The organism is Glacieibacterium sp., assembly GCF_965200405.1.
Lineage (GTDB): Bacteria > Pseudomonadota > Alphaproteobacteria > Sphingomonadales > Sphingomonadaceae > Glacieibacterium.
In genome coordinates this window covers 3,156,206-3,176,000 of sequence record NZ_OZ241356.1, presented here as the reverse complement: position 1 = coordinate 3,176,000, position 19,795 = coordinate 3,156,206, and the positions used below count along the sequence as shown (strand labels likewise).

The 19,795-nt window shown below is 67.7% G+C and carries 24 protein-coding genes and 1 tRNA gene; 15 read left to right on the top strand and 10 right to left on the bottom strand.

The annotated features are described in order from the left end of the window. Window positions 1-39: 39 nt before the first annotated feature. The 5 genes from ACOFKW_RS14860 to ACOFKW_RS14840 all read left to right on the top strand — a co-directional run bounded on the left by ACOFKW_RS14860 (window position 40) and on the right by ACOFKW_RS14840 (window position 3,543). Complete coding sequence (locus ACOFKW_RS14860; RefSeq protein WP_419814907.1) at window positions 40-1,839, top strand: M24 family metallopeptidase; 1,800 nt, start codon at window positions 40-42, stop codon at window positions 1,837-1,839. Then, window positions 1,836-2,471: a TMEM175 family protein gene (locus tag ACOFKW_RS14855; protein WP_419814906.1), complete on the top strand. Its 636-nt coding sequence runs from the start codon at window positions 1,836-1,838 to the stop codon at window positions 2,469-2,471. Before ACOFKW_RS14860 ends, ACOFKW_RS14855 begins: the two co-directional genes overlap by 4 nt. Further along, window positions 2,468-3,019: a glutathione peroxidase gene (locus ACOFKW_RS14850; protein ID WP_419814905.1), complete on the top strand. Its 552-nt coding sequence runs from the start codon at window positions 2,468-2,470 to the stop codon at window positions 3,017-3,019. Before ACOFKW_RS14855 ends, ACOFKW_RS14850 begins: the two co-directional genes overlap by 4 nt. A gap of 233 nt (window positions 3,020-3,252) precedes the next feature. After that, window positions 3,253-3,327: transfer RNA gene (locus ACOFKW_RS14845), tRNA-Thr, on the top strand. A gap of 57 nt (window positions 3,328-3,384) precedes the next feature. Continuing rightward, window positions 3,385-3,543: a DUF3309 family protein gene (locus tag ACOFKW_RS14840; RefSeq protein ID WP_419814904.1), complete on the top strand. Its 159-nt coding sequence runs from the start codon at window positions 3,385-3,387 to the stop codon at window positions 3,541-3,543. Here the strand turns inward: ACOFKW_RS14840 and ACOFKW_RS14835 are convergent. Further along, a complete protein-coding gene (locus ACOFKW_RS14835) occupies window positions 3,515-4,750 on the bottom strand; it encodes a TCR/Tet family MFS transporter (protein ID WP_419814903.1) in 1,236 nt (411 codons plus the stop codon). The genes ACOFKW_RS14840 and ACOFKW_RS14835 overlap by 29 nt on opposite strands. Before the next feature lie 88 nt (window positions 4,751-4,838). Here ACOFKW_RS14835 and nadC point away from each other — a divergent pair, with 88 nt between their 5' ends. Together nadC and ACOFKW_RS14825 are read left to right on the top strand one after the other, a co-directional pair. Beyond that, window positions 4,839-5,669, top strand: coding sequence for a carboxylating nicotinate-nucleotide diphosphorylase (gene nadC, locus ACOFKW_RS14830; protein ID WP_419814902.1), 831 nt, complete (start codon window positions 4,839-4,841; stop codon window positions 5,667-5,669). After that, entirely contained in the window at window positions 5,662-6,327 is a 666-nt protein-coding gene (locus tag ACOFKW_RS14825; protein ID WP_419814901.1) for a ribonuclease T2 family protein, read from the top strand. The genes nadC and ACOFKW_RS14825 overlap by 8 nt, the downstream gene beginning before the upstream one ends. Here the strand turns inward: ACOFKW_RS14825 and ACOFKW_RS14820 are convergent. Continuing rightward, window positions 6,324-6,713 (bottom strand): DUF4112 domain-containing protein, encoded by a 390-nt coding sequence (locus tag ACOFKW_RS14820; protein ID WP_419814900.1) that lies wholly within the window; start codon window positions 6,711-6,713, stop codon window positions 6,324-6,326. The two genes, ACOFKW_RS14825 and ACOFKW_RS14820, sit on opposite strands and share 4 nt — an antisense overlap. 217 nt (window positions 6,714-6,930) lie before the next feature. Here ACOFKW_RS14820 and ACOFKW_RS14815 point away from each other — a divergent pair, with 217 nt between their 5' ends. Beyond that, window positions 6,931-8,232 (top strand): Hsp70 family protein, encoded by a 1,302-nt coding sequence (locus ACOFKW_RS14815; RefSeq protein WP_419814899.1) that lies wholly within the window; start codon window positions 6,931-6,933, stop codon window positions 8,230-8,232. Between the two features lie 72 nt (window positions 8,233-8,304). Here the strand turns inward: ACOFKW_RS14815 and purL are convergent, their stop codons facing one another. Then, the gene (gene purL / locus ACOFKW_RS14810) at window positions 8,305-10,446 is read right to left on the bottom strand and encodes a phosphoribosylformylglycinamidine synthase subunit PurL (protein ID WP_419814898.1); all 2,142 of its coding nucleotides are present in this window, start codon (window positions 10,444-10,446) and stop codon (window positions 8,305-8,307) included. Between the two features lie 94 nt (window positions 10,447-10,540). Here purL and ACOFKW_RS14805 point away from each other — a divergent pair, with 94 nt between their 5' ends. Next, window positions 10,541-11,389 carry an NAD(P)-dependent oxidoreductase gene (locus ACOFKW_RS14805; RefSeq protein ID WP_419814897.1) on the top strand — a complete coding sequence of 283 codons (849 nt, stop codon included), beginning with the start codon at window positions 10,541-10,543 and terminating at the stop codon, window positions 11,387-11,389. Between the two features lie 5 nt (window positions 11,390-11,394). Here the strand turns inward: ACOFKW_RS14805 and ACOFKW_RS14800 are convergent, their stop codons facing one another. Next, window positions 11,395-12,660, bottom strand: a complete 1,266-nt coding sequence (locus ACOFKW_RS14800) for a Y-family DNA polymerase (RefSeq protein WP_419814896.1) — start codon at window positions 12,658-12,660, stop codon at window positions 11,395-11,397. Between the two features lie 50 nt (window positions 12,661-12,710). Here ACOFKW_RS14800 and ACOFKW_RS14795 point away from each other — a divergent pair, with 50 nt between their 5' ends. Both ACOFKW_RS14795 and ACOFKW_RS14790 read left to right on the top strand, forming a co-directional pair. Further along, window positions 12,711-13,445, top strand: coding sequence for a queuosine precursor transporter (locus tag ACOFKW_RS14795; protein ID WP_419814895.1), 735 nt, complete (start codon window positions 12,711-12,713; stop codon window positions 13,443-13,445). After that, complete coding sequence (locus ACOFKW_RS14790; protein ID WP_419814894.1) at window positions 13,446-14,012, top strand: DUF4337 domain-containing protein; 567 nt, start codon at window positions 13,446-13,448, stop codon at window positions 14,010-14,012. It abuts the gene before it with no gap. Window positions 14,013-14,016: 4 nt separating this feature from the next. Here the strand turns inward: ACOFKW_RS14790 and purQ are convergent, their stop codons facing one another. The 5 genes from purQ to purC all read right to left on the bottom strand — a co-directional run bounded on the left by purQ (window position 14,017) and on the right by purC (window position 17,075). Continuing rightward, window positions 14,017-14,682 (bottom strand): phosphoribosylformylglycinamidine synthase subunit PurQ, encoded by a 666-nt coding sequence (gene purQ / locus ACOFKW_RS14785; protein WP_419814893.1) that lies wholly within the window; start codon window positions 14,680-14,682, stop codon window positions 14,017-14,019. Next, the gene (gene purS, locus ACOFKW_RS14780) at window positions 14,679-14,909 is read right to left on the bottom strand and encodes a phosphoribosylformylglycinamidine synthase subunit PurS (protein WP_419814892.1); all 231 of its coding nucleotides are present in this window, start codon (window positions 14,907-14,909) and stop codon (window positions 14,679-14,681) included. Before purS ends, purQ begins: the two co-directional genes overlap by 4 nt. A 49-nt stretch (window positions 14,910-14,958) precedes the next feature. Beyond that, window positions 14,959-15,702 (bottom strand): acid phosphatase, encoded by a 744-nt coding sequence (locus tag ACOFKW_RS14775; protein ID WP_419814891.1) that lies wholly within the window; start codon window positions 15,700-15,702, stop codon window positions 14,959-14,961. Window positions 15,703-15,778: 76 nt separating this feature from the next. Further along, complete coding sequence (locus ACOFKW_RS14770; RefSeq protein ID WP_419814890.1) at window positions 15,779-16,291, bottom strand: AAA family ATPase; 513 nt, start codon at window positions 16,289-16,291, stop codon at window positions 15,779-15,781. A gap of 4 nt (window positions 16,292-16,295) precedes the next feature. Next, a complete protein-coding gene (purC, locus tag ACOFKW_RS14765) occupies window positions 16,296-17,075 on the bottom strand; it encodes a phosphoribosylaminoimidazolesuccinocarboxamide synthase (RefSeq protein WP_419814889.1) in 780 nt (259 codons plus the stop codon). 183 nt (window positions 17,076-17,258) lie between these two features. On the opposite strand from purC, the gene ACOFKW_RS14760 reads away from it, so the two are divergent. The 4 genes from ACOFKW_RS14760 to ACOFKW_RS14745 are packed head-to-tail and all read left to right on the top strand — an operon-like array spanning window position 17,259 to window position 18,921. Beyond that, window positions 17,259-17,576, top strand: coding sequence for a DUF1476 domain-containing protein (locus ACOFKW_RS14760; protein ID WP_419814888.1), 318 nt, complete (start codon window positions 17,259-17,261; stop codon window positions 17,574-17,576). Between the two features lie 16 nt (window positions 17,577-17,592). Then, window positions 17,593-17,823, top strand: coding sequence for a BolA/IbaG family iron-sulfur metabolism protein (locus ACOFKW_RS14755; RefSeq protein ID WP_419814887.1), 231 nt, complete (start codon window positions 17,593-17,595; stop codon window positions 17,821-17,823). 13 nt (window positions 17,824-17,836) lie between these two features. Next, window positions 17,837-18,169 (top strand): Grx4 family monothiol glutaredoxin, encoded by a 333-nt coding sequence (gene grxD / locus ACOFKW_RS14750; RefSeq protein WP_419814886.1) that lies wholly within the window; start codon window positions 17,837-17,839, stop codon window positions 18,167-18,169. Window positions 18,170-18,177: 8 nt separating this feature from the next. Beyond that, window positions 18,178-18,921, top strand: a complete 744-nt coding sequence (locus ACOFKW_RS14745) for a hypothetical protein (protein ID WP_419814885.1) — start codon at window positions 18,178-18,180, stop codon at window positions 18,919-18,921. Between the two features lie 9 nt (window positions 18,922-18,930). Here ACOFKW_RS14745 and hemF read toward each other — a convergent pair whose 3' ends face one another. Then, window positions 18,931-19,779: an oxygen-dependent coproporphyrinogen oxidase gene (gene hemF / locus ACOFKW_RS14740; RefSeq protein WP_419814884.1), complete on the bottom strand. Its 849-nt coding sequence runs from the start codon at window positions 19,777-19,779 to the stop codon at window positions 18,931-18,933. Window positions 19,780-19,795 lie beyond the last annotated feature (16 nt).

Genomic DNA, 19,795 nt, shown 5'->3' with positions numbered 1-19,795 from the left:
TGGCTATGCTCGGGCGGTCACGCTCAGGAATGCCCGCCCATGTCGACCTATGCCGATCGCCTCGCCGCCCTTCGCGCCCAGCTACAAAACGATGCGCTGACCGGCTTCGTGGTGCCGCTGACCGACGAGCATATGAGCGAATATGTCGGGGGCTATGCGCAGCGACTGGCGTGGCTGACCGGGTTTGAAGGCTCGGCGGGATCGGCGGCCGTGCTGGCGTCGCGGGCGGCGATGTTCACCGACGGACGCTACACGCTGCAGGTCCGCGAGCAGGTGCCGGGCGACCTCTACGATTTCGAGCAGGTCCCGGCCTCCAGCGTCGGCGAGTGGCTCGGCGTTCACGCGGGGGAGGGCGACCGCATCGGCTATGACGCCTGGCTCCACACTGCCGCCTGGGTTGCGGCGACCGAGCGCCGGCTGGCGGAGCGCGGTGCGACGCTGGTCGCGGTAGAGCGCAATCCCGTCGACAGCATCTGGAGCGACCGGCCCGGTCGCTCGGTAGCGCGGCTGGAGGTGCACCCCGACGAACTCGCGGGCGTCTCGTCGGCGGACAAGCGCGCCGGGATCGCGGCGTGGCTCAAGCAGCAGCGCGCCGACGTCGCGGTGGTGTCGGCGCTCGACTCGATCGCCTGGGCGCTCAACATCCGCGGCAAGGACGTGACGCACACCCCGGTCGCGCTGGCCTTTGCGCTGTTCCACGCCGACGGGACCGCCGAGCTGTTCGTCGATCCGGCCAAGCTCGACGGCGAGATGCGCGCCCACCTCGGCAGCGACGTGCGAATCCACGACCGCGAGGCGTTCGTCACGGCGCTGGAACAGCTCGGCGGGCAGACCGTCACCGCCGACCCTGCCACGGCCGTTGCGGCGATCTTCGAGGCACTCAGGCGCGGCGGAGCCAAGATCGTCGAGGCGCGCGACCCGTGCGCGCTGCCCAAGGCGGTCAAGAACGCCGTCGAGATCGCCGGTTCCAGGGCAGCGCACCTGCGTGACGGCGCGGCCCTTACGCGCTTCCTGCACTGGTTCGCGGACGAGGCACCCAAGGGCCAGCTCGACGAGCTCGGCGCGGCGGCGAAGCTGCGCCAGTTCCGCGACCAGACCAACCAGCTCGAGGATCTCAGCTTCGACACCATCTCGGGCGCCGGTCCGAACGGGGCGATCGTCCACTACCGCGTTTCGGAGGCGACCAACCGCAGGATCGAGCCCGGTTCGCTGTTCCTGATCGATTCGGGCGGCCAATACCGCGACGGCACTACCGACGTCACCCGCACGCTCGCGGTCGGCACCCCGACGCCGGAAATGCGCGACCGCTTCACCCGCGTGCTCAAGGGCCATATCGCTCTGTCCAGCGCAATCTTCCCGCAAGGAACGCGCGGCGCCCAGCTCGACGTGCTGGCGCGCGCTCCGCTGTGGCAGGCGGGGCTCGACTACGCCCACGGCACCGGTCACGGCGTCGGCAGCTACCTCGCGGTCCATGAGGGCCCGCAGCGCATCGCGACGATGGCCGGCGGCCAACCCGGCGGCGACGAGCCCCTCGCGGCCGGCATGATCGTCTCCAACGAGCCCGGCTATTACAAGACCGGCGAGTACGGCATCCGCATCGAGAACCTCGTGCTGGTCGTGCCCCGCGACGTCCCCGGCGCCGAAAAGCCGATGCTCGGTTTCGAGCCGCTGACGCTGGCGCCGATCGATCGCAACCTCATCGACGCGTCGATGCTCAGCGCCGGCGAGCGTGCCTGGGTCGACGCCTATCACGCCCGTGTCGCTGCCGAGGTCGGTCCGCTCCTCGACGAGGCCGGGCGCGACTGGCTGGCGACCCGGACGGCACCACTCGACCGATGAGCGAACACGCGACGCGCGACATCGCCTTCGAACGTACGGTCTTCTTCAGCGACGCGGTGTTTGCCATCGCGATCACGCTGCTGATCATCGAGGTCAAGCTGCCGCCGGGCGAGCTGCCCTTCGATCAGGCCTTTGCCGCGACGGTGCCGCACCTGTTCGGCTTCCTGCTCAGCTTCATGGTCATCGGCATCTACTGGCTCAACCACAACAAGCTGTTCGCGCGCCTTGGCGTGGCGACGCCGGGCGTGATGCGGCTCAACCTGCTGTTGTTGCTGACTGTGATCTTCCTGCCATTCCCGACCGCGGTGCTCAGCGAACGGGGCCTCGATCCGGGAGTCGTGACGCTTTACGCGATCAGCGTCGCGGCGCTCGGCCTGATGCATTTCATCCTCGCCGCCTTCACGCTGCGGCCGCGGATCGAGCTGCCCGGCATGGCTCGTCCGGAGCGGATCGCGATCCTGTGGCGCAGCGCGATGCCGCCTTTGCTGTTCGGCATCAGCGCCTTCTTCGCCTCGGCGCATCCGCAGGCGGCGATGCTGAGCTGGCTGCTGCTACCCGTGGCACTTTTGGTAGTTACGCCTGTCGTCAAGGCGGTCCATGATCGCAAATCGCCAGAGGAGCCCGCCACATGATCCGCATCGTTTCGCTCGCCGCCGTTGCTGCCCTGTCCATCGCTGCAGCGCCGGCCGGAGTGACCTCGGCGTATGACGTCACCATGACCGGCATCGACGGCACGCCGCTGCCCTTCGCCCAGTACAAGGGCAAGGTCATCATGGTGGTCAACACCGCCAGCATGTGCGGTAACACCCCGCAATATGAAGGCCTGGAGAAGCTGTACGAGGCCTATAATGCCAAGGGCCTGACGATCATCGGCGTACCGTCGAAGGACTTCGGCGACCAGGAGTTCGGCAGCAACAAGGAGGTCAAAACCTTCTGCGACGCCAAGTTCGGCATCAAGTTTCCGCTGACCGAGACGAGCACCGTCAAGGGTCCGGGCGCCGTGCCCTTCTACCGCTGGGCCGCCGCAACTCTCGGCCCCGACCAGGTGCCGACCTGGAACTTCCACAAATATCTCGTCGGTCGCGACGGCAAGCTGATCCGCGCCTTCGGCAACAAGGTCCAGCCGGGCGCGCCTGAGGTCACCGCTGCGGTGGAGGCGGCGCTGGCGTCGAAGAGCTAGGCGCTTCCTCGACCTCGGGCGGGGCAGCCGCTTCGCCCCGGTCGCGACCCTTGCGGCGCTGCAGGTTTGCCCGCAGCGCCGCGGCCAAACGTTCTGCTCGTCTCGATGCTGCGGTGTTATCGGCCATCGGTATCGCCTAATCCCCACGCACTTGCCTTGACAAGCCCGCGCGGGTTCCCCCATAGCCGCCCGCACGCCGAGACCCCCGGGTCGGACGCGTCACCCGCGAATGTGCTGCCGTAGCTCAGTGGTAGAGCGCATCCTTGGTAAGGCTGAGGTCGGGAGTTCGATCCTCCCCGGCAGCACCATTCGCAACCTTCCCGTAATGACCGCGTTACACCTCCGAACCAACGGAGGAACGCGCTGTGTCGCTCGGTTTGATCCTGCTCATCGTCGTCATCCTGCTGCTCGTCGGTTCACTGCCGAACTGGGGCTACAGCAGCGGCTGGGGCTATGGCCCGTCGGGCGGGCTCGGCGTCGTCCTGTTGATCATCGTCATCCTGTTCCTGATGGGGCGGATCTGACTTTCACGCCGACGAACACCGCCAGCATCCCCGCCGACAGCAGGGCTGCGAGGACGAAGGGCGCGCCGGGTAGGTAGACCGGCGCGTCGGCTGCCACGAAGCGCGCGAACACCTGCGTCATCGCCAGCGGACCGATGATCGACGCGATGCTGAAGATGCTGGCGATGGCGCCCTGCAGCTCGCCCTGCTCGGACGGCCCGACTTCGCGCGACATCAGCGCCTGCATCGACTGGTAGACGAGGCCGGACAGTCCGCCGACGGCGATGCCGACATACATCTGCCAGCCGGCCTGAGCGAAGGTGTATATCAGATAGGCGGCAATGGCGCTGATGCCGCCTGCGATCACGACACGCCGCTCGCCGACGCGGGGAATGATCAGCCGCCCGACGCCGCCCTGCATGATGATGGCGACCAGTCCGACGGCGGCGAAGCTGTAGCCGATCTGCGCCGTCGACCAGCCGAAGCGCGCGATCGTGAAGTAATTCCACGTCACCGGCAGCGCCTGGAAGCCGACGACCCACAGGAAGGTCGCCATGACCAGGGTCATCACTGCCGGGCTGTACTTGCGGATGCGCAGCACCGAGCCGATCGGATTGGCGCGCTTCAGGTCGAAGGGGCGCCGGTTCTCCGGCGACAGGCTCTCGGGCAGGACGAAATAGCCATAGGCGACGTTGACCAGCGCAAGGCCCGCGGCGACCATGAACGGCACCGGCGTGCCATAGTGCGCCAGCACCCCGCCCAACGCCGGGCCTATGATGAAGCCGAGGCCAAAGCCCATGCCGATGATCCCGAAGTTGGCACCGCGACGGTCGGGCGGGCTGACGTCGGCGACATAAGCATAGGCGGTGCCGAACGAGGCGCCGGTAACGCCGGCCACCAGCCGCGCGGCGAACAACCAGGCGATCGTCGGTGCGAAGGCCATCGCGGCATAGTCGAGGCTGAACGCCGCCAGCGACGCGAGCAGCACCGGGCGGCGCCCGAAGCGATCGGACAATCCGCCGATCAGCGGCGCGAAGACGAACTGCATCACCGCATAACCGACGCCGAGATAACCGCTGATCGGCGCCGCCCCCGCAAGGTCGCGCCCGGTCAAATGCATGATCAACTCGGGCAGCACCGGCGTGACGATGCCGAAGCCGATCGAATCGATCAGCACCGTGACGAAGATGAACGCCAGCGCGTGGCGGATCGGACGAGGTTCGGTCATGGCCCGATGCTAGCCCGCGTCCTGGACGCGAGCCACCCTATGCCGCTATCGGCTTGCCGCGGGCCGGGCCGGGCGCTAGCGACACGGGATGATCCCCGGCTTCGACCTCGACGCGTTCGTCCGTGCCACGCTGGCCGAAGACCTGGGGGAGGGCGGCGACGTCACCTCGTCCGCGGTCATCCCGGCGGACGCCAGGCTGGCTGCAGTGCTCGCCAGCCGGGACGCGGTCACGGTCTGCGGATTGTGGATCGCGGCGGCGTTCTTCCTCGCGCTCGATCCCGCCGCGCAGGTCGAGACGCTGGTGGAGGAGGGCGTCGCGGTCACCCCCGGCACGCCGCTGCTGCGCGTCACCGGCAACGCCCGCGCGCTGTTGTCGGCGGAACGGTCGGCGCTCAACAACGTCCAGCATCTGACCGGCATCGCGACGATGGCGCGGCGGTATGTCGACGCCATCGAGGGCACCGGCGCCGTCCTGCTCGACACGCGCAAGACGTTGCCCGGGCTGCGCGTGCTGGAGAAGTACGCAACCCGGACCGGCGGCGCGACCAATCACCGGATGCGCCTCGACGACGGGGTGATGATCAAGGACAACCATATCGCCGTCGCCGGCAGCGTCGATGCCGCAGTGCGCGCCGCCAAGGCCGCCGGGCTGCAGGGTATCGTCGTCGAGGTCGACCGTATCGACCAGATCGAGCCGGCGCTGGCCGCAGGAGCCGATCGGCTGCTGCTCGACAACATGGGCGCGGCGGTGCTGCGCGAGGCCGTGGCGCTGGTCGCCGGGCGCGTGCCGACCGAGGCGTCGGGGGGCGTCAACCTCGACACGATCCGCGGCCTTGCCGAAACCGGCGTCACCTTCGTTTCCGTCGGGCGCATCACCCAAAGCGCACCCGCGGCCGATATCGGGATGGACTATGCTTGATCGCCTGATCGCCGCCGCCCTGCTGACCATGGCAGGCGTCACCAACGCTGCCGAGAGTTGCGCGGTCCCACCGAACCTGACGCCCGCCCCGGCTGGTGCGCAGGAGGAGCAGCGGATCCTGCCGGTCGAGAAGTTCGTCATCGCCTGGTATTGGTGGCCGCAAAATTGCCGCAACTACCCCGGTGAAGGTTGCTCGCAGAAGTTCGCCTTCAAGGTCCATGGATTGTGGCCCGACGGCGCCGGCAAGACCTATCCGCAATTCTGCCGCGCCCCGACTGCGCTGTCGCCCGCCACGGTCCGCGCCAACTGGTGCATGACGCCGGCGGTCAGCCTGTTGCAGCATGAATGGGCCAAGCACGGCACCTGCGCCTGGCCCGATGAAAAGGCGTTCTTTGCCGACGAGCAGCGCGTCGCCGCCGGCATCGTCATGCCCGACGTCAGTGTCCTACGCGGCAAGCTCACCGCCGGCTCGATCCGTGACGCGATCCTGAAGGCCAATCCCAAGCTGCCGCGCGGCTCGATCTTCGTCGGCACCGACCGCAAACAATGGCTCACCGAGACCCGCGTCTGCCTGACCAAGGCCTATGCGCCGATGGCCTGCGAAGACAACGACATCGGCGCGCCGGACCGCGTGCCGGTCCGGGTCTGGCCGCGCTAGGCGAGCACCGGATGATAGCGGTCGAGGTGATGCCTCAGCAGCCGCATGTTCTTGGAGTTCGACTTGAACACGAAGTCGAAGGCATCGCCGACGAACGGTATCGCACCGATCGCGGTGTCGATCCCGACATTGGCCAGCATCCGCGCCTGCAGCCAGCGCGACGCACCCGCGTTGCGCGCTTCCCAAACCAAATAGCAGCCCATCAGGCCGGTGATCACGTCGCCGGCGACCGGCACCAGGCCGACGACACTGTCCAGCCCGACGCGCATCCGCGTACCCGGCACGCGGAACGCCTTCTCCAGCACGAACTCCAACCCCTGCAGCCGGGCACGAACGGCCTCCGGGTGACGGCCGGTGAACGTGTCGAAGCGGGTCGTTGCGGTCATCGCGATCCTTCGCTGGCGCCGCAATCGAGCGGCACGGGTTAACGAATTGTATAACGAAGGACAGGCACTAACTTTCCACCCGCGGCAATATACGGTCGGCGGTCGGACCCGATCGTCACTGGCCCGGCGCGGAAGTTTGTGCACGACGCCGCTTGTCAGGAGCCTGATGCCATAGGCATAGACGCGCCCCGGCCCGACTGGCCCCACCGAGGCGAAGATGCAGACCAGCACGGCATCCCGATCCCTCGGGCTCGACTTCGGCACCACCAATACCGTCGGCGCGCTGTCGGGCGGGGCCGGGGGGCCCGTCCTGATCGACTTTGCCGGTCCCGATGCCGCCGCCGACGTATTCCGCTCGGCGCTGTGCTTCTGGGAGGACGAGGACGTCGCGGGCGGCATCGCCGCCGAGGCCGGACCCTGGGCGATCGCCGAATACCTCGCCTATCCGCTGGGCAGCCGGTTCATCCAGTCGTTCAAGTCGGTCGCTGCCAGCCGCAATTTCGAAACCGCCTCGATCCTCGGCAAGCGCTTCAGCTTCGAGGCTTTGGGCCGGTTGTTCCTCGACCGGCTGGTGACGCATTCGGGCGGCAGCCTCGACGTCCCGCCGGAGCGCGTCATCGTCGGACGCCCGGTCGCCTATGCCGGGAGCAGCCCAGACCCGGCCCTCGCCCGCGAACGCTATGGCAAGATGTTCGCCGGCTTCGGCACCGAGGTTCATTACGTTTATGAGCCGCTCGCGGCCGCCTTCAGCTATGCCGTTCGCCTGGCCGACGAAGCGACCGTGCTGGTTGCCGATTTCGGCGGCGGCACCAGCGACTTCTCGATCGTCCACATGAAACGGCCCGGCGCTGCGCAGCGCTTCACGCCGCTGGGGAACGCGGGCATCGGCATCGCTGGCGACGACTTCGACTTTCGGCTGATGGACCATCTGGTGTTGCCCAAGCTCGGCAAGGGCAGCGAGTATCGCTCGTTCGGCAAGCAGCTGGCCATCCCCGGCAGCTATTTCTCCGACTTTGCCAATTGGTCCCGGCTGGCGTTGATGCGCAACCGGCGGACGATGGAGGAGCTTCGCCAACTCCAGCACCAGGCGATCGATCCGGCTGCCATCGCGCGGCTGATCGCCGTGATCGAGAACGAACTGGGCTATCCACTTTACGACGCCATCGGCCGGCTGAAGCGGGCATTGTCGCAGAAGGACCGCGCCACCTTCGAGTTCGTCGGCGGGGGCCTCGATGTTTCTGCCGACGTCACGCGCGACGAGTTCGAGGCGTGGATCGCCGGCGACCTCGCGCGGATCGAAAGCTGCGTCGACGATGCACTGGCCATAGCGGGTCTCGATGACGCCGGCATCGGCCGTGTCTTCCTCACCGGTGGATCGTCGCTGATCCCGGCGGTCCGTGCCATCTTCGAGCGGCGCTTCGGCGCGGACCGTGTCGCGGTGGGGGGCGAGCTCACTTCGATTGCACAGGGTCTCGCCCTGATCGGCGAGCGCGAAGACCTCATCGAATGGACCGTCTGACGCAACAGCAGCGAGCGATCTGAAGGCGCCCGCACATAAGCCTTCCAGTCAGCGTCGCGAGACGGCCGGGACCTACCTCGCCATCAGCTTAGGCAGCCAATCCTCATGTGCTGCGCGAAGCTCGGACAGTATGACACCGGCAACCGTGTCGCCGCCCGTCGTGCCGATCCGTCGCGCTGGCACGGCGCCAGGTTCGATCCGGGCACCGGCGGCGACGGTCACCAAATAGCGCCCCTGATCCTCGCCGAACATCGCGGCGGCGCCTGCGTCCTGCTCCAACGCGGCACCGATCCTGCCGGCCAGCGCCATTTCCGCCAGCCCGACCAACAGCCCGCCACCCGAAAGGTCGTGCACCGCCGTCGCGACGCCCGCCTCGATCAGCCCGCGCACCAACTCGCCCGCGGCTTTCTCGGCGGTAAGGTCGACCGGTGGCGGCGGACCGTCTTCCCGGCCGTGCAACTCGCGCAGCCACAGCGACTGCCCAAGATGCCCGGGTCCGTCGCCGATCAGCCAGATCGCCTCGCCATCGGCCTTGAAGGCGATGGTCGCCGACTTGGACCAGTCCGCCAGCAGGCCGACACCACCGATCGCCGGGGTCGGCAAGATACCGGTGCCCTCGGTCTCGTTGTACAGGCTGACGTTGCCGCTCACGACCGGATAGTCGAGCCCGCGGCAAGCCTCCGCCATGCCCTCGATGCACCCCACCAGCTGCCCCATGATCTCCGGACGCTGCGGGTTGCCGAAGTTTAGACAATCGGTGATCGCCAATGGCTTGGCACCGACAGCTGACAGATTGCGGTAAGTCTCCGCGACCGCCTGCTTGCCGCCCTCATACGGGTCGGCGAAGCAATAGCGCGGCGTGCAGTCGGTGGTGATCGCCAGGCCCTTGGCCGTGCCGTGCACCCGCACCACCGCCGCATCGCCGCCCGGGCGCTGCACTGTGTCCGCGCCGACCATGTGGTCGTACTGCTCCCAGATCCAGCGCCGCGACGCGATATCGGGACTGCCCATCAGGCGCAGCAGGTCGGCACCGATGTCGGCGCTCTCGGGCACATCCGTCAGCGCCGCGCGCTTCGGCGTCTCGACATGCGGGCGGTCGTACTTCGGCGCCTTGTCGGCCAGCGGCCCGAGCGGGATGTCGCCGACCGTCTCGCCGTGGAAGGTCAGCACCAGCGACTCGCCTTCGACGACTTCGCCGATGACCGCGAAGTCCAGCTCCCACTTGCGGAAGATCGCCTCGGCAAAGCCTTCGCGGCCCGGCTTGAGCACCATCAACATGCGCTCCTGGCTTTCGCTGAGCATCATCTCGTACGGCGTCATCGCGTCCTCGCGGACCGGCACCTTGTCGAGGTCGAGCCGCAGGCCGACGCCGCCCTTGGACGCCATTTCGACCGAGGAGGAGGTCAGGCCCGCCGCGCCCATGTCCTGGATCGCGACGATCGCATCGGACGCCATCAGCTCGAGGCACGCCTCGATCAGCAACTTCTCGGTGAACGGGTCGCCGACCTGCACGGTCGGGCGCTTGTCCTCGCTGTCCTCGGTGAACTCGGCCGAGGCCATGGTTGCGCCGTGGATGCCGTCGCGCCCGGTCTTCGAACCGACATAGACCACCGGATTGCCGATGCCGGCGGCGGCGGAATAGAAGATCTTGTCCTGCTTCGCGGTGCCGACGGTCATCGCGTTGACCAGGATGTTGCCGTTATACGCCGGGTGGAAGTCGGTTTCGCCGCCCACCGTGGGCACGCCGACGCAATTGCCATAGCCGCCGATGCCGGCGACAACGCCGCGGATCAGGTGCTTCATGCGCGGCGCGTCGGCCGATCCGAAGCGCAACGCGTTCAGATTGGCGATCGGCCGCGCGCCCATGGTGAAGACATCGCGCAGGATGCCACCGACACCGGTCGCGGCGCCCTGGTAGGGCTCGATGAAGCTGGGGTGGTTGTGCGACTCCATCTTGAAGATCGCCGCGTCGCCGTCGCCGATGTCGATGACCCCGGCGTTCTCGCCCGGTCCGCAGATCACCCAGGGCGCCTCGGTCGGCAGCTTGGCCAAATGCATGCGGCTGGACTTGTACGAACAATGCTCCGACCACATCACCGAGAAGATGCCGAGCTCGAGCAGGTTCGGGGTTCGCCCGATGCTGTCGAGGATCGACTGGTACTCGGTCGGCGTCAGGCCGTGCTCGGCGACGATGGCGGGGGTGATCTCGGTCATGCCGACGCTCTAACCGAGGGGGGCGCGACTGTCACCAACGCGCATCCGATCGACGCGCCCGGCGTTGCACGACGCGACAAGCAAGGATTTCAGCATGGACGTGGGTTTTATCGGCCTCGGGCAAATGGGGTCGCCGATGGCGGCCAACCTCGCCAGTGCGGGACATGCGGTTCGGGCGTGGAACCGTGATCCGGCCAAGGCGGCGCGGCTCGCGGGTGGGAACTGCAGCGTCGTCGGGTCGCCGGCCGAGGCGGCGGGTGCGGGCATCGTGCTGTCGATGCTCGCCGACGACCGCGCGCTGGAGGCGGTAAGCTTCGGGGAGCACGGCATCCTGTCCGCCGGGCCGGACGTCCTCCACGTCTCCTGCAGCACAGTCAGCGTCGCGCTGACCGATCGCCTGGCGTCGGCCCATGCCGAACGTGGGCAACGCTTCGTCTCGGCGCAGGTACTGGGTCGTCCCGATGTTGCCGCCGCCGGGCAGCTGTCGGTCCTGGCCGCCGGCAGCGATGACGACCTCGCGCGCTGCGAGCCATTGTTCGCGGCGATCGGCCAGCGCGTCGTGCGGATGGGCAGCGAACCCGGCATGGCGGCGGCGGCGAAGATCGCGGCAAATGGCTCGATCGCGGCGATCATCGAGGTGCTGACCGAGGCTTACGCGATTGCCGGGGCGCGCGGCGTGACCGCGGAGGCGATGCTCGCGCTGTTCACCGAGACCGGCTTCGGCAACCGCATGTTCACCAATTATGGCGGGATGATCGCCGCAAAGAAGTTCGAGCCGGCAGGCTTCCCGCTGCGGCTCGGGCGCAAGGATGTCGGGCTTGGCCTGGCGCTCGCCGGTCCGGATGCCGTGCTGCCGTTCGCGCGCCAGCTTGCGGTGCAGATGGACGAGGCGATCGAACAGGGCCTCGGCGAACTCGACTGGGGCGCGCTGGGCCAGCGCTGACCCGGCTATTCGCTGAATTCTGCAAGCTCGGGGATGCGGGTGAAGGCGATCTTCGGCCCGGATGAGCGTGTCGCGCCCGAGGCGTCGTGGCCGATGGTCACCGCATCGCGCCCCCAGCGCCCGTTGGCCTTGTCGAGCGCGCGGCTCAGCGCCAGCCGCCGCGCTTCGGTCGCCGCGCCGATGCTGGACCCCGAGTCGAACAGCGCCAATTGCGCCTCGGCGGCGGGCGTCAGTTCGAGCAGCGCGACCGAGACCTGGCGGTAGCGGTGCTCCGGCATCTCGGCCAGCATCCGTTGCCATAGTCCGTCGAGCACGCCGAGCATCGTGATGCTGTCCTGGGCCGCGACCAGCCGCTGGCCGTGCGACCATTTCGTCTTGTCCTCGCCCTTGACCGTCAGCACCAGCATCGAGGTCCGGCACTCCATGCGGCGCAGGCGGGTCGCGGCCTTCATCAACAGCCGGCGCACCACCAGCCGGGCGCGATCGGGTGTCCGCCGCTCCGGGCTGAGCACGGCGCTGTGCCCGATGCTGCGCCGCTGCGTCGCCACTTCGGGCAGGTCGGCGCCGCGCAGCAGCCAGTACAGCCGCTCGCCCCAGACGCTGCCCCACACCCGCCGCGCCTCGCGCGCCGACAGCGACAGGATGCGCGCCATGTCGACGACCCCGGCGGCCGCCAGCCGCTTCTCCATGTTGCGCCCGACGCCGGGAATGTCGCCGGGCTTCAGGGTGCACAGCCGGTCGTGGAGCGTTACCGCCTCCAGGATGGTCAGCCCGTCGGGCTTCATCATGTCGCTGGCGATCTTGGCGAGCAGGCGATTCGGCGCGACCCCGATCGACGACTTCAGGCAGACGCCGACGTTCGCCGCGACCCCCGCCTTGATGCGGCCGGCCAGCGCCTCGACCGCGCTGCGCGAGTTCTCGTTGTTCATCAGCCGGCAGGCGACCTCGTCGATCGAGCAGACGGCGGTGACTGGGACGTGCGTCTCGATCTCGGCGATGATCGCGTGGTGGAAGCGGACGTACTCCTGGTGACGGGCGGGAACGACGACAAGGTCGCGGCACATCGCCTTGGCCTCCCAGATCGGGGTGCCGGTCTTGATCCCATAGGCCTTGGCTTCATAGCTTGCGGCGATCGCAGCGGTCGAATCGGTGTGGACCGCGGCGACCGCGATCGGGCGGCCCCTGAGTTCGGGCTGGAGCTGTTGTTCGACGCTCGCAAAATAGCTGTTGAGGTCGAAGTAGAGCCAGCGCAACGGTTGCGACTCGTCCATGCCGGCACCGTAGCACGGCGAGAACATTTGCGGAACACGGAAGGATCGGCATGGTTGACGAGCCGCTTCAGACAGTCGAGGCGGGCGCGCTGGGCGGGCGCCAGCTGCGCTATTACGACTTCGCCATGGCGGCGTTCGTCGCGATCCTGATCTGCTCCAACCTGATCGGCGCGGGCAAGCCGGCGGTGGTGACGCTGCCGCTGGTCGGCATGGTGACGTTCGGCGCGGGCATCCTGTTCTTCCCGCTCGGCTATGTCCTCGGCGACGTGCTGACCGAGGTCTATGGCTATGCCCGGGCCCGGCGCGTCGTCTGGGCCGGGTTCGCGGCGGCGCTGTTCATGGCCGGCATGGCGTGGGTGGTGGTAAACCTGCCCGCCGCGCCCGGCTACACTGGGCAGGCGGCGCTAGCGGAGGTGTTCGGCCAGACGCCGCGCATCGTGCTGGCCAGCATCGCGGCATTCTGGGCGGGGGAGCTGGCCAATGCTTTCGTATTGGCACGGATGAAGGTGTGGACGCAGGGCCGGATGCTGTGGACGCGGACGATCGGATCGACGGTAGTCGGGCAGGGCGTCGACAGCCTGATCTTCTATCCGCTGGCGTTCCTCGGCGTCTGGCAGACCAGCCTGGTGGTTCAGGTGATGGTCACCAATTATGGCCTCAAGGTGCTGTGGGAGGTGATCCTGACGCCGGTCACCTACCGCGTCGTCGCGGCCTTCAAGCGCGCCGAGGGCATCGACGTCTTCGACGAGCGCACCGACTTCAACCCGTTCAGAACGAGGGTTTAAATGGAATCTCCAGAGCTTCCCGAGGCGAGCGACAAGCGGCTGAACCGCGCGGTAGCGGCGACGGTGGTGCTGTTCTCGGTGTTCCTCGGCCTGTGCAATATCAAGGACGGCAACATCAACCAGAACATGCAGCAGGCCAAGGCCAACGCGGTCGACACCTGGGGCGAATACCAGGCGACGCGGACCAAGCTGCACGTCACGCAAAGCGCCGCCGACCAGCTCGCGGTGCTCGGCCCGCTGGCGAAGGATAGCGCGGCGGTCGCCGGGCAGCAGGCGGCGATGGCGGCCGAGATCGCCAAGTACAAGCGCGAGACCCCGGCGCTGCAGGTCAAGGCCAAGGGCTATGAGGCCGAGTACGACGCGCTGAACTTCCACGACGACCAGTTCGACGCGACCGACGCGCTGGTCTCGATCGCGGTGTCGGTGGCGGCGGTGTCGGCGCTGGTCGAGAGCTTCTGGGTGCTCGGCGTCGCCTGGGTGTTCGGGGCGTGCGGGCTGGTCCTGGGAGTCGCGGGCTTCGCCGGCTGGGCGCTCCACCCGGACTTCCTGGCGCGCGTCCTCGGCTAGCGAGTTAGCGCAGCGCGGCGACCAGGCCGTCGAACAGTCGGCGGCCATCGGTGCCGCCGTGCGCGTCCTCCGCCATGCGCTCGGGATGCGGCATCAGGCCCAGCACATTGCCTTGGGCGTTGACGATACCCGCGATCCGCCGGGCCGAGCCGTTGACCTCCTCGGCGTAGCGGAACACGACGCGGCCTTCGCCCTCGAGGCGGTCGAGAACCTCGGCGTCGGCGGTGAAATTGCCGTCGTGATGGGCGACCGGGATGCGGATCGTCTCGCCCGCGTCGTAGTGCGAGGTGAAACTGGTCTGGCTGGAGGCAACTTCGATCGCGACGTCGCGGCAGACGAAGTCGAGCCCGGCGTTGCGCATCAGCGCGCCCGGCAACAGCCCGGCCTCGGTCAGCACCTGGAAGCCGTTGCATACGCCGAGCACCGCGACGCCGCGCGCCGCTGCCTCGCCGACGGCGCGCATCACCGGCGACCGCGCCGACATCGCCCCCGAGCGTAGATAGTCGCCATAGGAAAAGCCGCCGGGCAGGGCGATCAGGTCGAGTCCCTCGGGCAGGTCGGTGTCGCCGTGCCAGACCATCGCCGGGGCCGCGCCCGTCGCTTCGCGCAGCGCGACGGCGAGGTCACGGTCGCAGTTGGAGCCGGGAAAGACGACGACCGCGGTTTTCACAGCAGTTCGACCTTGAAGTTCTCGATCACCGTATTGGCCAGCAACTTGCGGCACATGTCCTCGATGGTCGCGGTGTCGGTGCCATCGGCGACATCGAGCTCGATCAGCTTGCCTTGCCTGACCCCTTCGACGCCGGAGAAGCCGAGGCTCTCCAGGGCATGGTGGATGGCGCGGCCCTGCGGGTCGAGCACGCCGGGCTTGAGGGTAACGGTGACACGGGCTTTCATGCCTGCCCTATGCCCTGCACCGTCGTTAGGTTCAACCAACGGTTGCGCCTTAGTAGGGCCGCTGCGCCACCAGCCCGGCCTCGATCGCACACGCCGCTGCATCGGGCGGCGTCGCGGCGGTGCGCAAAGCTGCCAGTTCGGTTCGCGCGGCAGCAAAGTCGGCCTGGAACTCAGGCGAGGCATGAACAACGGCCAATGTCGCGGTCGCGGTGTTGCGCCCCGCCTCGACTGCGCTGGCGTTGTGCACGCCGCAGATGATTCGGCTCTCGCCATAAGCCCGGGCGCGCGACTCGATGGCGCTGGCACGGTCGGGCAGCAGTTCGCTGAGCAGCGTCCCCCAGGTCCAGCCCCAGGTCGTATGGCCCGATGGGTAGTCGAAGCTGCCCTTCAGTTCGTCCCCCGGCTGGCAGGTCTTGCCCCGATCGATCTGGAACGGCCGCAGCCGCTTGTAATGGTCCTTGCCCGCGCCCGACGTCGCCTGCGTGTCGCGGCCGGCCCGCGCCATCACCAGCGCCAATCTGGGCGCCGTCGTCGGGCTCAGCACGATCCCGGCGGCACAGCTGAAATTGCCCATCATCGTCGGCAGCGTGTAGTCGACGTCGTGCGTCGCCAGTGCATAACGCGGCGTGCCGACCAGCTTGCGCGTCTGCTTGAAGATCTTGCGGTCGGCGGCGTAGCGCGCGTCGCCCTTGACCGGAGCGGGCGCCAGCGATTGGAGGATATCGAGGCTGCCCGGCGCCAGATACGGCTCCGGAGTCGCGGTCTGGGCGAACGCCGGGACCGCAATCGTCATGGCGAGAAGTATCGTGCGGTTCAACATCGTCACGGTGTACCAGCCGCCCGCCGCCTCGCAAGACCGGCGATCGACGTCAGGTGGCGCGCATGCCGTTCAACTCGGTCATCTCGGCCGCATCTGGGGCTTCCCACATCGCTTCGATCATGTCGAACATCTCGCGGGTGATGTCGAAGGCGAGATGCCGGGTTTCGCCCTGGCCGACGTTACGTTGCGCGACCCGGCGCCACCGCTCGTCGGCATCGACGTCGACGAAGTGCAGTTGCGGCACCAGCCCGGCATCGCGCGACAGTCGGGCAATCTTCGCCCGGCTGTCGAATGTCGTGAAGCCGAGGTCGAGGATTGCCGGCACGCCCCGCGCTCCGAGCTGCGCGGCGACGTTCCAGATCTGCGCCCGGCAGCGTTCGACGCGCTCGATCGACCAGGCGAATTCGATCGGCTGCGGACTGTCCTGCCAGAACAGCGTCGCCATCCACTCGTCGATCGAGAAGCGCACGCCGCCCAGCCGCTCGGTCAGCGCCAGCGAATAGGTCGTCTTGCCGGCGCCCGTCGAACCGCAGACCAGGTGTATCGTCGGGACAGGCGCCAAAAGCTTACTTGCCGCGCGACTTCCGATGCTCGTCGAGGTCGAGGACGGCGCCGACGACACCTTCGGGCAGCAGGCCAAGACGGCGTGCAATCTCCTGATAAGCTTCGACTTCGCCTCCCAGGTCGAGGCGGAAGCGGTCCTTGTCCATCTTCTCTGAGGTCTTCATGTCCCACAGGCGGCAACCGTCGGGGCTGATCTCGTCGGCGAGGATGATGCGGCTGTAGTCACCTTCGAACAGGCGACCGAACTCGAGCTTGAAGTCGACGAGGCGGACGCCGACGCCGGCGAACAGCCCGGCCATGAAGTCGTTGATGCGGATCGCCAGGTCGGCGATGTCGTGCATCTCCTCCTGCGTCGCCCAGCCGAAAGCCGAGATATGCTCCTCGGTGACCATCGGGTCGCCGAGCGCGTCGTCCTTGTAATAATATTCGATAATCGTGCGGGGCAGGGGGGTGCCTTCCTCCATGCCGAGGCGCTTTGCCAGCGAACCGGCGACGACGTTGCGGACGACGACCTCGACCGGCACGATCTCAACCTGGCGAACCAGTTGCTCGCGCATGTTGAGGCGGCGGATGAAGTGCGTCGGCACGCCGATGGTGCCGAGGAGCGTGAACAGATGCTCCGAGATGCGGTTGTTCAGGACGCCCTTGCCGCTGATCGTGCCCTTTTTCTGGGCGTTGAACGCGGTGGCGTCGTCCTTGAAATACTGGATGATCGTGCCGGGCTCAGGACCCTCGTAGAGGATCTTGGCCTTGCCCTCGTAGATCTGGCGGCGGCGGGACATGGCAAGTGGCCTTCTCGAATGACAGCGCCCCGGCGCGCGGATGCGGCGCGGCCGGGGCGGGTGGACCTGTACATAGCGCGAGCCACGCTGGGTGACAATGTTTCGTGGCTGGAGATCGGGCGTTGAACCCTTGGCCCGGCCTCTCTATCTGAAGAGAGACAGCCCGAGGCACTGAGGAACAGCATGACCACCCTGGACAACCGCGAGCGTGCCTTCGAGGACAAGTTCGCACGCGACGCCGACCTCGAATTCAAGGTGATGGCACGCCGAGACCGGCTGGTCGGCCTCTGGGCTGCTGAAAAGCTCGGCAAGACGGGCGAGGAAGCGGCGGCGTACGCGGCCTCGATCGTCATCGTCGACTTCGAGGAGCCGGGCGAGGAAGACGTGTTCAACAAGCTGTTCGCCGATCTGGTCGGCATCGCCACCGAGGCCGAGATTCGCGATCACATGGCGACGACGCTGGTCGAGGCACGCCACCAGGTCCTGGTCGCGGGCGAATGACGTCGGGTCGAATCTGATGGCGATGGCAGCTGCCGACATCGAGGCGGCGATCATCGCGGCCTTGCCCGACGCGCAGGTGGAGATCACCGATCTTGCGGGCGACGGCGATCACTATGCGGCGCGCGTCGTCTCGGCGGCGTTCACCGGATTGCCGCGGGTGCGTCAGCATCAACTGGTTTATAATTCGCTGGGTGGACGGATGGGCGGCGTGTTGCACGCGCTCCAGCTGACCACCGCAGCCCCTTGAAGGAGTGAAGCAGATGGACGACCAGGTTCAATCCCGCATCGCCGGCATCGTCGGCAGCAGTGACGTCATGCTGTTCATGAAGGGCACCCCGATCTTCCCGCAGTGCGGCTTTTCATCGACCGCGATCCAGATCCTCGAGCGTCTCGGCGTGCACTTCGACACCGTCGACGTGCTTCGCGATCCCGAGGTCCGGGCCGGCGTGAAGATCTATTCCGACTGGCCGACGGTGCCGCAACTGTACGTCAAGGGCGAGTTCGTCGGCGGCTCCGACATCATGATGGAAATGTACGAGAGCGGCGAATTGGCGGAGCTGCTCGTCGACAAGGGCATCGCACGCGCCGCTTGAGCGCGCCGATGACCCGATTCCCGATCGCTGCCGCGTGGCGGGAGACCGTCCGGCTGACCCGGCGCGATCTCGGCACCTACCTGACCCTGGCAGGCGCATTCGTGATGCTGCCGATGATGGTCGTCGAGGTCTTCGGGCCGCAGATGCCGACCAAGCTCGCCGACATTCCGCCGTCGCTGCTGCTGGTGCAGGGGGTGCTGGCGCTGATCGGTGCCTTGGCACAGCTCAGCGTCGCGCGGCTCGTTATCGTCGGTGGCGGGGCGCGGCCGGCGCTGGTCCATGCGGCGATGGTGCTGCCCAGGCTGGCGATAGCGGCGATCCTGACGTCGCTGGTGCTGGTGCCGGCGGTGCTGCTCGTCCAGGCCGGGATGCGCAGCCAGCAGGTGCTGGTGCTGTTCGGCTTGGCGCTGCTGATCCCCGGCATCTACGGCATCGCGCGACTGGCGCTGGCCCTGCCGGTGCTGGCATCGCGGACCGTCGGACCGGTGGCGGCGCTGCAGCTCAGCTGGGTGGCGACCGCCGGCAATGCCGGGCGGGTGCTGGGTTTCCTCGGGCTGATGATCGCGGCAATGTTGGGCCTGACGATCCTCGCGGGCGGAGTGGCATCGGCGCTCGGCTCTGTGCTGACCCTGATGGGCGGCAAGGCACTGGCGAGCTTTGTCGTCGCGCTGGTTTCGGCCGCCGTGGCGACGGTCTATTCGGTGTTCAATTCGGTCGGGCTGGCGGTCATCTATCGGCGCCTGATCGGCTGATCCGGCGCCTCAGTCCCAGCGCGCCAGGGGTGGCAGGCTCATCAGGATCGCCTCGGTGTTGCCGCCGGTCTTCAGTCCGAACGTCGTGCCGCGGTCATAGACCAGGTTGAATTCCGCATAGAGCCCACGGTAGCGCAGCTGCGCATCGCGCTCGTCCTGGGTGAAGGGCTGGTGCATGCGGCGGCGTACGAGCTCGGGGAAGGTGCGCAGCAGAGTCCGGCCGACATCCTGGGTGAATGCGAAGTCGGCCTCCCAGTCGCCGTCCAGGCGGTCGTAGAAGATGCCGCCGACGCCGCGGTGGCGATTGCGGTGCGGCACCCAGAAATAATCGTCGCACCATTTCGAGAATCGCGGCCAGTAATCCGCGCCGTGCACGTCGCAGGTCGTCTCGAACGCCGCCTTGAAGTCCGCCGTGTCGCCGTCGACGGGCAGCGCCGGGTTGAGATCCGCACCGCCGCCGAACCAGCGCTTCGTCGTCACCAGGAAGCGCGTGTTCATGTGCACCGCAGGGACGTGCGGGTTGGCCATGTGCGCCACCAGGCTGATGCCCGTCGCAAAAAAGCGCGGGTCGACGTCGGCGCCGGGAATGGTCTTGGCGAACTCGGGCGAGAACTCGCCGTGCACCGTCGAGGTGTTGACCCCGACCTTTTCGAAGACCCGGCCCTTCATCACCGACATCAGCCCGCCGCCACCCGGCGCACCGCTCGGATCGGGGCGTTCCCAGGTCGATTGCGCGAACCGTCCGGCCGGGGCAGGGCCGTCGCCCTCGTCCTCCAGCGCCTCGAATGCGGCGCACAGCTGGTCGCGCAGCGAGCGGAACCAGGCTTCGGCACGCTGCTGCTGATCGTCGAGTTCCATGGTCGATCCCCTCGGT